Source organism: Sulfitobacter sp. EhC04 (assembly GCF_001650875.1).
In the GTDB taxonomy this organism is placed as follows: domain Bacteria; phylum Pseudomonadota; class Alphaproteobacteria; order Rhodobacterales; family Rhodobacteraceae; genus Sulfitobacter.
This window is the reverse complement of the sequence record NZ_LXYI01000034.1, coordinates 91,514-106,478: the sequence shown is the minus strand read 5'-3', so window position 1 is coordinate 106,478 and position 14,965 is coordinate 91,514. Positions and strand designations below refer to the sequence as shown.

13 protein-coding genes are annotated in these 14,965 nt (G+C 61.4%); 9 read left to right on the top strand and 4 right to left on the bottom strand.

The genetic code is table 11. The annotated features are described in order from the left end of the window. Nucleotides 1–69 precede the first annotated feature (69 nt). A complete protein-coding gene (locus A8B82_RS15330) occupies nucleotides 70–1,023 on the top strand; it encodes a hypothetical protein (protein ID WP_067294214.1) in 954 nt (317 codons plus the stop codon). Between the two features lie 225 nt (nucleotides 1,024–1,248). Here A8B82_RS15330 and A8B82_RS15325 read toward each other — a convergent pair whose 3' ends face one another. Together A8B82_RS15325 and A8B82_RS15320 are read right to left on the bottom strand one after the other, a co-directional pair. Continuing rightward, nucleotides 1,249–2,022 carry an MBL fold metallo-hydrolase gene (locus A8B82_RS15325; protein ID WP_067294211.1) on the bottom strand — a complete coding sequence of 258 codons (774 nt, stop codon included), beginning with the start codon at nucleotides 2,020–2,022 and terminating at the stop codon, nucleotides 1,249–1,251. 90 nt (nucleotides 2,023–2,112) lie between these two features. Beyond that, entirely contained in the window at nucleotides 2,113–4,548 is a 2,436-nt protein-coding gene (locus tag A8B82_RS15320; RefSeq protein ID WP_067294209.1) for a mechanosensitive ion channel family protein, read from the bottom strand. A gap of 346 nt (nucleotides 4,549–4,894) precedes the next feature. Between A8B82_RS15320 and A8B82_RS15315 the strand changes: the two genes are divergently transcribed. From A8B82_RS15315 to A8B82_RS15285, 7 genes are read left to right on the top strand one after another with little or no spacing between them, the layout of a single operon-like run. Further along, nucleotides 4,895–6,100, top strand: a complete 1,206-nt coding sequence (locus A8B82_RS15315; protein WP_067294393.1) for a glycosyltransferase family protein — start codon at nucleotides 4,895–4,897, stop codon at nucleotides 6,098–6,100. Then, entirely contained in the window at nucleotides 6,097–7,335 is a 1,239-nt protein-coding gene (locus A8B82_RS15310; RefSeq protein WP_067294206.1) for a glycosyltransferase family 4 protein, read from the top strand. The genes A8B82_RS15315 and A8B82_RS15310 overlap by 4 nt, the downstream gene beginning before the upstream one ends. After that, nucleotides 7,335–8,408, top strand: coding sequence for a glycosyltransferase family 4 protein (locus A8B82_RS15305; RefSeq protein ID WP_328586504.1), 1,074 nt, complete (start codon nucleotides 7,335–7,337; stop codon nucleotides 8,406–8,408). The genes A8B82_RS15310 and A8B82_RS15305 overlap by 1 nt, the downstream gene beginning before the upstream one ends. Further along, nucleotides 8,405–8,989, top strand: a complete 585-nt coding sequence (locus A8B82_RS15300) for a histidine phosphatase family protein (RefSeq protein WP_067294204.1) — start codon at nucleotides 8,405–8,407, stop codon at nucleotides 8,987–8,989. Before A8B82_RS15305 ends, A8B82_RS15300 begins: the two co-directional genes overlap by 4 nt. Continuing rightward, nucleotides 8,986–10,119, top strand: coding sequence for a glycosyltransferase family protein (locus A8B82_RS15295; protein ID WP_067294202.1), 1,134 nt, complete (start codon nucleotides 8,986–8,988; stop codon nucleotides 10,117–10,119). The genes A8B82_RS15300 and A8B82_RS15295 overlap by 4 nt, the downstream gene beginning before the upstream one ends. Continuing rightward, entirely contained in the window at nucleotides 10,116–10,877 is a 762-nt protein-coding gene (locus tag A8B82_RS15290) for a polysaccharide deacetylase family protein (RefSeq protein WP_067294199.1), read from the top strand. The genes A8B82_RS15295 and A8B82_RS15290 overlap by 4 nt, the downstream gene beginning before the upstream one ends. Further along, entirely contained in the window at nucleotides 10,874–11,350 is a 477-nt protein-coding gene (locus tag A8B82_RS15285; protein WP_067294196.1) for a class I SAM-dependent methyltransferase, read from the top strand. The genes A8B82_RS15290 and A8B82_RS15285 overlap by 4 nt, the downstream gene beginning before the upstream one ends. Here the strand turns inward: A8B82_RS15285 and A8B82_RS15280 are convergent. Next, on the bottom strand, nucleotides 11,347–11,847 hold the full coding sequence (locus tag A8B82_RS15280; protein WP_067294194.1) for an alkylphosphonate utilization protein: 501 nt from the start codon (nucleotides 11,845–11,847) through the stop codon (nucleotides 11,347–11,349). The genes A8B82_RS15285 and A8B82_RS15280 overlap by 4 nt on opposite strands. A 400-nt stretch (nucleotides 11,848–12,247) precedes the next feature. Here A8B82_RS15280 and A8B82_RS15275 point away from each other — a divergent pair, with 400 nt between their 5' ends. Next, nucleotides 12,248–12,823: a hypothetical protein gene (locus A8B82_RS15275; protein ID WP_067294191.1), complete on the top strand. Its 576-nt coding sequence runs from the start codon at nucleotides 12,248–12,250 to the stop codon at nucleotides 12,821–12,823. A gap of 319 nt (nucleotides 12,824–13,142) precedes the next feature. On the opposite strand, the gene lepA is transcribed toward A8B82_RS15275, so the two are convergent. Further along, nucleotides 13,143–14,942: a translation elongation factor 4 gene (gene lepA / locus A8B82_RS15270; protein ID WP_067294388.1), complete on the bottom strand. Its 1,800-nt coding sequence runs from the start codon at nucleotides 14,940–14,942 to the stop codon at nucleotides 13,143–13,145. Between the last annotated feature and the right edge of the window lie 23 nt (nucleotides 14,943–14,965).

The window sequence follows — 14,965 nt, the reverse complement described above, 5'->3', positions numbered from 1 at the left end:
CGACCGGACCATCCGGGTTACCTTGTATTGCCACATTGAAATGAAATTCATCGAGTTTTCGAGGAAAGCATGTCACAACCAAAAGAAATTCTGCTGCACGTTGGCCATGGCAAAACCGGCACCAGCTTCTTGCAGTCGGTTCTGGCAGCTTCCAGTGACGCATTGCATTTCCGACAAATATGCTACCCGATAAGCAACACCGATCGGGAGCGCGCCGCAAAAGGCCTGACGACGTCAGGAAACCTGTCAAACGGTGAAAATTCTTGGGACAAAATGTTGATGCAGGCAGATGATATTGCTGGCATGAGCTTGCTCGTCTCGAACGAGAACCTGTTTCAACGCCTCTTCGACACCATTGCCGAGGATATTTCCACGCGGCATCCCGGCGTCCCGGTTTCCGTGTTGCTTTTCGTGCGCAACCCCTTGGAAAATGTCGCTGCGAGCTATAGCCAAGCTGTGAAAAGCGGCAATCTGGCCCTCGCGTTCGAGTATGCCCTGAACAATCCCCATAACGACAATATCTCAAGAGCCATAAAGTTCGCGGAAGCGTGTAAAAGGGCAAACTTCAAACTTACAGTTCGCAATTACTCGTATGAGCGAAACAGATTGCTGACACACTTGTCGGACTGGTTATGCCAACCGGAATCCACTTTTGTTTTGCCGCCGGTCCGCGTCGTCAACCGCTCACTGGATAGTGCCGAGCTGGAAATACAGCGCGCGATGAACAAGTACCTGCCTGTGGATGGTGCGTTCCTGGCTCAGACCATGTCGGCGCGCCTTCCTCCAGCCGCAAATTCCAAACCCAAGGCATCGCGAGAGGCTTTGGAAACCTACAGCGAGGAAATTGGCGAGCGCATCAAAAAAGGCAACGCGTACTTTGGCCGCGAACTCTATTATGAGGAGGACATCGAACCTTATGTCGAAGGCCCGCAAGACAAGCAAATCTGCCTAAGCAGGGAACAGCTGGACGTTATGATGGAAACAATGGCCGCGCGCTTACGGATGTTGTCCCGCTCAAGTTGAGAGCCGCGCCACGCGAGAGCCTCCATTCGAACCAGATCACAACCGAAAAATGCCTTTGTCGCTTACGGCGCAGTAGCGCTCAATCTGCTTTGGTGGCACGGGCCGTCATTAGCCGCCCCCGGCATTTATCCTGGTCGGCTTTGACAAACCAAAGGCCAAGACCCACCGAACCACCGTGAGTGGCGCAGAGTTGGAGGGTCCCGGTTCTGCTTCGGTTCAAGTATGCTAGGCGTACCAGTCGCCCATTTTCACTTCCACGTCCGTGCCGACGCGTTTGGCGAATTCCTCCGGGTCCTGTGTGCCGCCGTCGCGGCCCCGGTAGTGGTAGGGATAGACATAAGTGGGGGCGAATTCCGACACGGCGGACGCCGCCGCATTCACGTCCATGGTAAAGGGCAGGTTCATACAGACAAAGGCCAGGTCGATGTCCGACAGCTGCCGCATTTCTGGAATGTCCTCGGTATCGCCCGAAATATAGACCCTGAATTTGTCGAAGTTCAGGACATAGCCGTTGTCGCGACCCTCGGGGTGAAAATTCTTGCGCTCTTCGGTCGTGTTGTAGGCCGGGATCGCCTCGATGTTCATCTCGGCAAACTGCGCCATCTCACCGTTGGCCACGGCACTTGCCTTGCCCTTCAGATCTTCGGGCAACATATCAAAGACGGCCGGGTTGGTGATCAGCTGGGTGGTCTCACCCACCACTGCGGCCAGGGTTTCGGCGTTGTAGTGGTCCCCATGTTCGTGGGTGACCAGCACCAGGTCCGCAGCGGGGAAGTCCCCGTATTGTGCCGCGTCGCCCACCGGGTCGACGTAGATCGTGCCTTTCGGCGTCTCCATGACAAAGGACGCATGGGACACCGGGTGCACCGTGATGGGGCCTGCATCGGTGTCAAACGTGTCTCCGGCGTGGGCCGCAGCCCGTGCGGCATAGGGCAGAAGCGTGACAACCCCGGCTGCCGCAGCAGAGGTGACAAGGAAATGGCGACGTGTCTGTGACATTGTGATCCTCCTTTTGGATTAAGGAATGACATAGGCGGATGGCCCCCTTTGTCAAAACGCCCCGATCACAATTTCGACGCCACAGGCGGATTAACGGTCATCACCCGATTCAGCGGCATCTCCCATGTCCTCTTCCTCGATATGGGCCTGGGCGGCGGCGGTCACCGCCTTGCGGTCTTCTTCATTCAGGTCCGCGACCTTGCCGTCGGCCAGACGCACGGTCACTTCGCGGTGGGCAAATTTTATCCCTTCACGCTCAAAAAGTTCGCGAATGTCCTCGTAGACCTTCTTGCGCACCAGCCATTGATCCCCCGGTTTGGTCATGAACTTGACCCGGATGATCATGGCACTGTCCTGCATCTCGATCACGCCCTGGGATTTCAGGGGCTGGATAAAGTTCTCGCCGATCACCGGGTCGTCCAGCAATTCCTGCCCCAGTTTCTTGATCAGCTTGCGGACCTTTTCGACATCGGTGTCATAGGTCACGCGCAGCGGCAGTTTCATCATCACCCAATCGCGGGAATAGTTGGTGATGACCTGCAATTCGCCAAAGGGGATCGTGTGCAGTGCGCCAAGGTGATGGCGCAGTTGAAAGGACCGGACAGATATCTTCTCGACCGTGCCTTTGACGTCGCCCACGTCCAGATATTCGCCTTTGCGAAAGGCATCGTCGAACAGAAAGAACGCCCCGGCAAAGATGTCGCGCACCAACGCCTGGGAACCGAAGCCGATCGCCACGCCAACAATCCCGGCGCCGGCAAAGAGGGGACCGACGTTGATGCCCATTTCCATCAGGATGATCAACAGCAGCGTGACCACCACAAGGATCAGGATGAAATTGCGAAACAGCGGCAGCAGGGTCGCAAGGCGACTTGCCGAAGAGCCGCCACCTTCATCGCCCAGTTCGACCTCCTTTTCATCGCCGGTTTCCTCGGCGATCTTGTTGTCGATCCAGATCCGGAAGGCGTGATAGACCACGTAACCGACAAAGATGATCACCATGATGTCGAGAAACCGGTCGGCATAGCTTTCGACCATCTGCGCGCCGTCGTTGTCCCAGATGTAGAAAAACGCATAGGCCCCGGCGACAAAGGCAAGAATGCCGGCCACCCGCCCCGCAAGCCCTTCGAAAGTGTTCAACCGGTGGCGCGGCATCAGGCTCATCCGCGCCTCTTCCTCGGCGACGGCGGCACGGGTGTCGGCCAGTTCCTCGCTTAACCGCGCAGCTTCACCTTCGGACGTTTCGGACTGCGTTTCCAGTGCGGCGGCCAGTTCGGCCTCCTGGGTTTCTTCCTCGGCCAGCTTTTCGTTCATGCGGCGCATCGCCCGTGCACGGGCGAAACTGCGTTCGATCAGATAGTTGATCACACCGTAAACCACGATGATCGACATGATGATGCCATAGGCCCCGGCGATCAGGGGAATGGAAGACGGGTTTCCAAGCACCAGGTCAGCGGTCAGTTCGAGCCAGGCGAAGATGACGTAAACAATCATCCCCGGTGCCCATGCACGCGACAGGAACCGCACGAGGAAACTACATTCCTCCGGAGACTTCCCGTTTCGCAAAGCGAGGCCGATCGCGCGGCGGTTGATCAGGAACATCAGAATATTCATCAGGACGATGCCCGCCGACATCATCGCGGAAAGAAAGGCATATACCTCGTAGTTCAGGCCCAGTTCACCAATCCAGATGCCGAAAAGGATCGCGCAGACGTCAAAGACTGCCAATATCCATAGCCATCTGTGCAACCTTTTTGCGTCCCGGTCGCTGAAATGCGGGATGCGGTACTGGCTCAGGAAGGGCGAGAGGATCATCCGCCAAAGTCCCGCAACAAACCGGCACGCAAAATACCCGATGTTGATCAGACTGACGGTGAATTGCATCGCCGTGTCTTCCAGTGTCCCGAAAACGAGGAAGCCCAACACATAGGCAATCAGCATCGACACCAGAATACCGATGACGCCAATCGCAAATCGCATCACCAGGAAGGGCATCTTCTCCACATAGCCACGCGGGTTTTCCTGCACACGGGCGGTGACGAAACCCCGCGCAATGCGCATCCCGAATACGTACCGCTCGAACAGGGCGCCGACTGCAAACAGCGCGAGGCACAGCAGCAGTGCCTTGCCAAAGGCCCAAATGGTCCCATCCGGGCTGGCTGCGCGCAGGATATAGGCCACTTCGTTGAAAGCATTGGGCAGCAGCAACAGCCGTTCGACAAGGGCGGCCCGGAACCGGGTTGCCCGGTCCTGTGCGGCCATCAGCGGTGATTTCGCCTCTTCCTGCTCTGCCGTGGGTTCCGCCGCGTCTGTGGTTGCCTGGGTCAGCAAGTTGCCCTCGCGGTCGATCACGACAACCCCGACGCCATTTTCGGCGGCCTGCCGGATGATCCGGTCGATGTTTTCCTCGGCGTCGGACGGGGCGGACTTTTCCTGGGTCAGCAGCGGCCCCAGCCCCTGTGCCCTCATTTCCGACGCGGGCAGGCAGAGCATCAACGCCACGATGAGAAACGTAAGATAGCGCATGACGGCCCCCAAATTTAATCTTGCTACGCTATGTCAGGCGACACGCCATTGCAATCGCTGCCCCCAGTGCTGCAGGGCATCTGTTCAATTATGAGCGCAGATGTTTTACAAGCCCATGCAACTTGTGCCATATCGGAATGCAGGCGCCACGGGCTGCCACCTTCAAACCGGAAAGACTGCCCATGATGCATCGTGCCTGCCTTCGCCGCTCAACGCAAAGCCAGAACCAGCAGCGCCTCATCCCGATTGCCCATTTGGTAAATCGGGAAAGTACAATCCTAAAACAAGCGGGAAATCGGACCCTGTCCTGATGCGATCGGGGCCGGAACCGCTGCACATGGAACGCATGAAGCAAACCGTCACGATGGCCCGCAAGGCAACGTCGCGCAGGATCATGTTCTACAGTCATGACACCTTCGGGCTGGGCCATTTGCGACGGTCCCGCGCGCTGGCCACCGCCCTGACAAAGGGCGATGACAAGGCATCCGCGATCATCCTGACCGGATCGCCCGTCGCGGGGCGTTTTACCTTTCCCGAACGGGTCGATCACATCCGCCTGCCCGGCGTCACCAAACTGCCGGACGGGTCCTATGTCAGCCAGACGCTCGGCATGGACATCGACCAGACAACCTCATTGCGGGCCGGGCTGATCCAGACCTCGGTCGAGCAATACCAGCCGGACCTGCTGATCGTGGACAAGGAGCCAACCGGCTTTCGCGGCGAATTGCTGCCAACGCTGGAATGGCTGGATGCCAAGGGCACGATACCCTGCGTCCTTGGATTAAGGGACGTGCTGGACGAACCGGACGTCATCGGGGCCGAATGGGCGCGCAAGGGCGCGATCGAGGCCACAGAGCGTTTTTATGACGAGATCTGGGTCTATGGCGCGCGCGATGTCTATGACCCGACCGAGGGGCTGAACCTGTCGGATGCCGCCCGCGCGCGGTTGCATTGGACCGGCTATCTGCGCCGCACCGTCACCGATGCCTCCGAAGTGCCGGACAGGCCCTATATCCTGATCACCCCCGGTGGCGGCGGCGACGGGGCCACCATGGTGTCGCTGGTTCTTGAAGCCTATGAAAACGACCCCTCTCTGGGGCCGGACGCTGTGCTGGTCTATGGCCCGTTCCTGTCGGGCGAAGTGCGCGCGGCATTCGACGCGCGTGTGGCCAAACTGGGTGGGCGGGTCATCGCGACGGGGTTCGACAGCCGGATCGAGGCGCTTTTTGCGCGGGCCGAAGGGGTCATCTGCATGGGCGGCTACAATACCTTTTGCGAGGTGCTTTCCTTTGACAAGCCGGCGGTGATCGTGCCGCGCACCAAACCCCGGCTGGAGCAATGGATCAGGGCAAGCCGCGCGGAACAGCGCGGGCTGGTGCGGATGCTGGACGAAACCCGCGACGGGATGACCGCCGCGTCGATGATTGAGGCCATCCGCAACCTGCCGCAGCAAGGCAAGCCATCGGAATCCGGGGCGGACGGGCTGCTGGATGGTCTGGATATCGTGGTGAAGCGGGCCCGCGCCCTGATGGCAGGGGAGGACCGCAAATGAGCCACGATAAGCTGGCAGTCGTGGTCAAGGGCTGGCCGCGCCTGTCAGAGACATTTATCGCGCAGGAGCTGGTCGCGCTTGAAGAGGCCGGTCTGCACTTCGACATCTGGTCGCTGCGGCATCCGACCGATCACAAGACGCATCCGCTGCATGACCGCCTGCAAGCGCAGGTGCACTATCTGCCGGAATACCTGCGCGATGAGCCCACTCGCGTGGCCCGTGCCATGGGTGCCGCTGCCGACATGCCCGGCTTTGACGCCGCCGCTGCCGCCTATGCTGCCGATCTGGGCCGCGACGACACGCCCAACCGCCGCCGCCGCTGGGGGCAGGCCTGCGTGATGGCGCATGAACTGCCGCAGGACGTCGCTGGCCTCTATGCACATTTCCTGCATACGCCCTCCTCTGTCGCGCGCTATGCGGCGATTCTGAGGGGGCTGCCCTGGTCGTTCTCTGCCCATGCAAAGGACATCTGGACCTCGCCTGACTGGGAGCTGCGCGAAAAGCTGTCTGGTCTGCACCACGGCGCTGCCTTTGGCGCGACCTGCACCGCCTTCGGGGCGGCGCATCTTCAGGGGCTGGCCGACACGCCCGCGCGGGTCGATCTGGTGTATCACGGGTTGGACCTCGCACGGTTCCCTGCACCACCAGAGCGGAAACTGCGCCAACCGGGTGACCCGTTCCAGATGATGTCCGTCGGGCGGCTGGTTGAGAAGAAGGGCTTCGACAACCTGATTGACGCGCTGGCCCTTTTGCCCGCCACCCTCGACTGGCACTGGACCCATATCGGCGGTGGCGCGCTGGACGCGCAGATGCGCACGCGCGCCGATGCCCATGGCATCAGCGACCGCATCACCTGGCGCGGTGCCTGTGACCAGCCCGAAGTCATCGCGGCGATGCGCGCCGCTGATCTCTTTGTCCTGCCCTCGCGCATCGCGGCGGATGGCGACCGCGACGGCCTGCCCAATGTGTTGATGGAGGCGGCCAGTCAGAAGCTGCCGATCCTCAGCACGCCGGTCTCTGCCATCCCCGAATTCATCGACACCGGCGTGCATGGCGTGCTGAGCGATGACACACCGGCGACATTGGCCCGGGCGATGGCCGATCTTGCCGCAGATCCGGTTCGGGCTGCGGACATGGCCGATGCGGCCCATGCCCGGCTGACCTCGGACTTCCTGATGCAACCAGGGATTGCCCATCTGAAAAAGCGCCTTGTCGCGATGCTTGCGCCGAAGTGATGATACGGCTGGCGTTCTATGCTCCACTGAAACCGCCTGACCACCCCACGCCCTCCGGTGACCGGGCAATGGCACGGGGGCTGATGATGGCGCTGGAAAGGACCGGCGCGGAGGTGACCCTTGCCAGCACCCTGCGCAGCCGGGACGGCAGCGGAGACACCGCACTGCAAGCCAGTTTGTTTGCGCAGGCAGAGGAGCAGATCGCCCGCCTGATCCCGCAGGGCCGCCGGGAGGGTTGGCACGCATGGGTGAGCTATCACAACTACTACAAGGCCCCAGACCTGATTGGCCCCGCCGTCGCGCGGGCATTAGGCATTCCTTATCTGCAAGTCGAATCCACCCGCGCGCGCAAGCGGCTGGTGGGTCCCTGGGCCGGTTTCGCCACTGCGGCAGAAGCAGCGGCGGATGCGGCAGCGGTGATATTCTACGTGACAACCCGTGACGCCGAAACCCTGCGCCGCGACGCGCCGTCGGGGCAGCATCTGATCCACCTGCGCCCGTTTCTGTGCCGCGACACACTGCCGGAAGCCGCGACTTTGAGCGGTCCCATGCTAAGTGTCGGCATGATGCGCGTGGGGGACAAGCTGGCCTCCTACCGCATAATTGCGGAGACCCTGGCCCTGCTGGAGGGCGACTGGGCGCTGGAGATCGCAGGCGATGGTCCGGCGCGCGCGGAGGTGGCGGCGCTGATGGCACCTTTTGGTGACAAAGTGCGTTTTCTCGGTGCGCTGACCGACGATGCGTTGAATGACGCCTACGCCCGCGCGTCGCTGCTGTTCTGGCCCGGCGTGAACGAGGCATTCGGCCTGACCTATCTCGAAGCGCAGGCGGCAGGGCTGCCGGTCGTGGCGCAGGACCGCCCCGGCGTCCGCGATGTGCTGGCACCCGGCACATACCCCGCCCCTGAAGCAGGGGCAGCCGCCCTGGCCCGACGGGTGAGAGAACTGCTGGCCAACCCTGACCTCCGCCAGGCCGCCAGGACCAGCGCTCGGGACCACATCGCGGATCACCACCTGCTGCCCGCTGCGACGCAATGCCTGCGCGCGGGTCTTTCCGCTGCGGGGCTGACATGAGCCGCCTTGCCCTCTTGCGCCACGGCCATACGGAATGGAACCGCGCGGGCCGCATTCAGGGCCGCACCGACATCCCGCTTGATCCCGAAGCACGGGCGCACCTGGCGTTGCTGTCCTTGCCGCCCCCCTGGGACCGCGCCGCGATCTGGTCCAGCCCCCTGTGCCGCGCGGCAGAAACCGCACGGCTGGTCAGCGGCCGGGACCCGATGACCGATGCGGCCCTCACTGAAATGGACTGGGGCAGTTGGGAGGGGCAAAAACGCCCCGACCTGCATGCCGACCCGGACTGCGACTATCGCCCGATTGAAGAATGGGGCTGGCACTTTGCCCCGCCCGGCGGCGAAAGCCCAGCCGAGGTTCGGGCACGCGTGCTGCCCTGGGCCGGTAAACTGACCGGCGACGCCGTGGCGGTCTGCCATATCGGCGTCATGCGGGTGCTGTTGGCCCATGCCCATGGCTGGGACTTTGACGGCCCTGCCCCCTTTGCCGTCAAGCGCAACAGGCTTTACATCATCGACATCGGCCCTTCTGGCTGGCACCCCTGCGCCGAACCGCCGCGCCTGACGGAGAATGCACCATGAAGGTGATGATCGTCGTAACCCACTTGCTCGGCACCGGGCACCTGTCCCGTGCGATGACCCTTGCGCGGGCGTTCCGGCAGGCGGGCCATAGCGTCAGCCTGGTGTCGGGCGGGATGCCTGCCCCGCACCTGAAGGACGCAGATATTCCCTTGCACCAACTACCGCCGGTCCGGTCTGATGGCGTCGATTTCACCCGTTTGCTGGACGCGCAAGGCGACGTGGTGGCCGATACGGCGCTGGCCCGGCGTCAGGCCGCCTTGCTGGATCATTTCCACGCCGAGGCACCCGATGTCCTGATCACCGAACTGTTTCCCTTTGGCCGCCGCATCCTGCGTGATGAATTCCGCGCCTTGTTGAACGCGGCACGCGCAGGCGCGACCAATCCGCTGATCTGCGCGTCTGTCCGGGACATTCTTGCGCCGCCGTCAAAACCCAGGAAAGCCACCTTTGCCGATGACATGATCGCCACCTATTATGACGCGGTGCTTGTGCATTCGGATGTGGCCATCACGCCCCTGACCCTCAGTTGGCCGGTATCCAAGGCGCTGCAGGCCAAGCTCAGGTACACCGGTTTCGTTGCCCCTTCCCCCGCCCCGGCACACCCCCGGAACGCCGGAGCGGAGGAAGTGATCGTCAGCGCGGGTGGTGGCGACGTGGGCGCGGACATTTTCGCATCTGCGCTGGAGGCCGCCACGCAGGACCCCGGCAGGCAATGGCGGCTGTTGCTGGGGGGAACCAATGCGGCAGAACGGAGTGCCCAGATGGCCGCGCCGCCCAATGTAGTGATCGAGCCCGCGCGCCCGGATTTTCGCCAGATGTTGCACCATGCGGCGGCCTCCGTCTCCATGTGTGGCTACAACACCGCGCTTGATGTGTTGCAGACCGGGTGCCGGGCGGTGTTCATCCCCTTCGATGCGGGCAGCGAGGTGGAGCAGGGCATCCGCGCCGAGGCCCTTGCCAAACGCCCCGGCATTGCGTTGGTGCGCAGCGCCGATCTGACGGCTGAGACCTTGCTGCGCGCGCTGCTTGAGGTCACCGCAGGCCCGCGCCCCGCCCCGCTGCACCAGGGGCTGGACGGGGCTGCGCGCACAGTTCAGATCGTGTCAGAGATGCAAGGCGCGCGGTCATGAGCCCCGATTGGTCCCCGCTGACCAACGAGCTGGCCATCTGGCGCGCCGAGGGCCGGGATTTGCCGCTCTGGTGGCGGGACGACGACGCGACGGAGCCGACGGCGGCGCTGGACGCGCTTTTGCGCCTGGCTGAGGATTTGGAGATCCCGGTGCACCTTGCCGTCATCCCGAAACCTGCCACAACCGCTCTGGCAAAGGTGATCGGCGACAGCCCCCATGCGACGGCACTGGTGCATGGATGGGCCCATCTGAACCACGCACCCGAAGGGCAAAAGAAGGCCGAGTTTGGCCATGCCCGCCCGGATGCGGCCGAACAGGCGCAAGCGGGGCTGAACCGTCTGCGTGACCTCTTTGGCGCAAACCTGTTCGAGATGTTCGTGCCACCCTGGAACCGCATCGAGCCTGCCTTTATCCCCCGCCTGCCCGATCTGGGCTACCGCGCCCTGTCGACCTATACCCCACGCCCCGCGCGCGAGGCGGCACCGGGACTGGTGCAGATCAACACTCACATGGACCCGATCCACTGGCGCGGCGGTGGCGGGCTGGCTAACCCGGACAGCCAGATTGCCGCCCTTGTCCGGCACCTGCAGGACCGCCGCGCGGGCCGTGCAGATGCGGCCGAGCCGCTGGGCTTTCTGACGCACCATCTGGTACATGACGCCGCGATCTGGGATTTTACCCGCGCCTGCCTGTCCACACTGCTTGCGGGCGGTGCCACACCTGTGAACCTGATCTCCCTGAAAGGACCCCTGCCATGAGCCGTCTTGAATCCATGCGCCGCCGCCTGACCGCCCAGATCGACGGGCTCAACTGGGCCGCGCGCCAGATCGAGGGGATGGCCGGTGACGTGCTTGAACTGGGTCTGGGCAACGGGCGCACATATGACCACCTGCGCGAGGTCCTGCCCAAACGCCGCATCTGGGTCATTGACCGCGAGATGAACGCGCATCCCTCCTGCGTGCCGCCAGCGGAGAATTTCCTGCAAGGCGACGCCGACCGGATGCTGATGCAGATGGCGCAGACGGGGACAAGGCTGGCGCTGGTGCATTACGAATTGGGCATCGGCGTGGCGGAGAAAGACGCGGCGAAAAGCCGGGCCATGAGCCCGCTGATCGCGCCGCTGATGGTGCCGGGCGGGCTGGTCATCTCGCAGGATCCGCTGGAGGGGTTCGAACCTGTCGCAGGGCCGGACACGGTGGAAGGCGAGCGGTATCTGTTCTACCGGGCCTAACGCTTTTTCACGAATTCCGTCAGGATCACGATGCGCTGCCCTTCGACCCGGCCTTCGATATGGGCGGGGTTGTCGAGCACCAGCGAGATTTTATGGACCGCCGTGCCGCGCTTGGCGGTAAAGCCCGCGCCCTTGACGTTCAGGTCCTTGATCAGCACCACGGTGTCGCCGGTGGCCAGCGGGACGCCGTTGCTGTCCTTATGCTCCGACCCCTGCGGGACATTGTCGGCCCAGGCACGGTTGTCGTCATCAAGGTAGAGTTGCTCCGACAGGTCGCGCGCCCAATCGGTATCGAGCCGCGTGAGGATGCGGGCCGCGAGAACCTGCAGCGCGGGGTCCTCGGACCACATGGTGGAGGCCATCGGGCGGAAGTGATCGGATGGCGTATCCGGGTCCGCACAGGTGGCGCAAATCTCGACGGAAGCGCCATCGGGGCCGCCGGGGACGGGCGTTTCGATAAGCGGGGTGTTTTCGGTGAGGCAGAGGGGGCATGTCATGGGGATGCGCTATCCCCATTTGCGGTGTGTCGCAATGGTTTACAGTGTCCCGCCTTTAACCTGATACATTCCGTATCGCCGATGCCCCGAGAGCGCGAAGCGCGGCAGGGTATCGGCGATTCAAGTTCAAGGCGGGGCGCTTTGGGTGAAGCAGGTGTGGTGTGCCTGACGCGGATTTCGCGGGAATTGGGCCTGGGTTCAGGGCGCTTTGAGGCTAGGTGCTGGGGTTGATTGGGACCGCTGCGCCCGCCCCGTGGGGGCGGTTCGGGCGCTGCCAAATCGCAGATTTGGCATTTGGTGGGTCGCGGCCATTGACGCGTCTAATGACGTCATATTATCGTAAACATAGATATTGACACGTCTGAATGTCTATCGTAGACATTAATGGAGGAGACAGAAAATGCCCGCATCAACAGATAGCTATTCAGTCGAGAATCTCGAGAGATTTCTGAGGTACCTTGAAGACAAAGGGTTAATGCCCAAACAAACTGTAGTGGCAAGGCGGGCAGCGTGTAACAAGATGCTGGGAATTCTCGAGGTAGATGAAAGGAGCGACGTACGAAAGTTAGACCTTGATAGTGTGTTCACTCGCTTCAGCAATCTGGAGGGTCGCAGCTATACGCCAGACAGCTTGAAGACATATAAATCTCGTGTCTTTAAGGCAATTAAGGACTTCATTACATACACAGACGATCCCGCCGGATTTAAAATAAATGGGGCACGCACTAGACGCACCCAAACGACCGAAACCGCAAAAGATAGACAAGACACAACTGCTGATCATCCCCCTACTTTGCCCAACGAAAGGTCAAAGGATAACGGGTTAATGGGGGGGGCTTTGGGCGGACTGTCTATCCCAATTCCGATCAGATCCGACGTCGTGGTGACGGTCTGTGGACTCCCCTTTGATCTCAAAAACCAGGAGGCGAAAAAAATTGCGAATGTAATTATCGCAATGTCCTCTGAACCGGAATAGGAGCTTCGGTCCAAACGAAGACTCCCTTGCAGGCTCCGTCTGCGCACCGCAGCCCTGCTAGAGTTGGATTCCACGCCAACCTCTAGCAGGATGCACTAATCAGAATAACGACATTATCCCAAAACGCAATTTATCTTACTTTATTGAAGCCGCGAGCAAAGCCTTGGCGAGTCCGAGAACTAACACCCCCAAGATAGCCAAGCTTCACCCATCCATCTTGACTAACCCAACACCCAAAACACAACCAAGCGGGAACGCGCATTGCTACGCAATACGCTGCCTCCCACCGTCTTTCATATCAGCCCGAAATGGACAGCTTTCAGCTGTCCATTTTGAGGGCTGATATGAAAGCTTCCTGCGGAATGTCCACCTTGCCAAACTGGCGCATCTTCTTCTTGCCCGCCTTCTGCTTCTCCAGCAGCTTCTTCTTCCGCGTGGCGTCCCCACCGTAACACTTGGCCGTCACGTCCTTGCGCATGGCACTCAGCGTCTCGCGCGCGATGACCTTGCCGCCAATCGCCGCCTGGATCGGGATCTTGAACATGTGGCGGGGGATCAGGTCTTTGAGCTTTTCGACCATCGCGCGGCCCCGCGTCTCTGCCCGGTCGCGGTGGACCATGGTTGACAGCGCGTCGACGGGTTCGTCGTTGACCAGGATCGACATTTTCACCAGCGCGTCGGTGCGATAGCCGATCATCGCGTAATCAAAGCTGGCATAGCCCTTGGTGACCGATTTCAACCGGTCGTAGAAGTCGAACACCACTTCGTTGAGCGGCAGGTCATAGACGACCATGGCGCGGGACCCGGCATAGGTCAGGTCCATCTGGATGCCGCGGCGGTCCTGGCAAAGCTTCAGCACGTCGCCAAGGTATTCGTCAGGCACAAGAATCGTCGCCTTGATCCGCGGTTCCTCGATGTGGTCGACATAGGTCAGGTCGGGCATGTCGGCGGGGTTGTGCAACTGGCTGACGGTGCCGTCCTTCATGTGGATGTCATAGATCACCGATGGCGCGGTGGTGATCAGGTCGATGTCATATTCACGTTCGATCCGGTCGCGGATCACCTCGAGGTGCAACAGCCCCAGGAACCCGCAGCGAAAGCCAAAACCGAGCGCGGCGGAGGTTTCCATTTCGAAGCTGAAGGAGGCATCGTTCAGGGCCAGCTTCTCGATACTGTCGCGCAGGTCCTCGAAATCATTGGCGTCGACGGGGAAGAGGCCACAGAAGACGACCGGTTGCGCGGGCTTGAAGCCCGGCAGCGCCTTGTCCGTGCCCTTTTTCTCATGCGTGATCGTATCGCCGACGCGGGTGTCGCGGACCTGTTTGATGGAAGCGGTCAGGAAGCCGATCTCGCCGGGGCCCAGAACGTCGATTTCCGTCATGACGGGCCGGAAAACCCCGATCCGGTCGACGTGGTGGACAGATCCGTTCTGCATCATCTTGATGCGGTCGCCCTTTTTCAGCTGGCCGTCCATGATGCGCACCAGCACGATGACGCCGAGATAGCTGTCGTACCACGAATCCACCAGCATCGCCTTCAAGGGCGCATCCAACGTGCCCTTGGGCGCGGGCAGGTGGTGCACGATCGCTTCCAGTGTCTCATGGATGCCCTGCCCGGTCTTGGCCGAGACGCGGATCGCGCCCGAGGCGTCGATGCCGATCACATCCTCGATCTGTTCGGCCACGCGGTCGCATTCGCTGGCGGGCAGGTCGATCTTGTTGAGGATCGGCACGATCTCATGGTCCGCGTCGATGGCGTGATAGACGTTGGCGAGCGTCTGCGCCTCGACACCTTGCGTCGAATCCACCACCAGCAGCGATCCTTCGACTGCGCGCATGGAGCGTGACACCTCATAGGCAAAGTCGACATGGCCGGGCGTGTCGATCAGGTTGAGGATGTAATCCTCGCCATTATCGGCGGTATAGTTGATCCGCACCGTCTGGGCCTTGATGGTGATGCCCCGTTCGCGTTCGATGTCCATGCTGTCGAGCATCTGCGCCTTCATGTCGCGCAGGGAGACGGTGTTCGTCTCCTGGATGAGCCGGTCGGCAAGCGTGGATTTCCCATGGTCGATATGCGCGACGATGGAGAAATTGCGGATGTGTGAAAGCGGTGTCATGTATGGGGATATGGCGCAGCGCG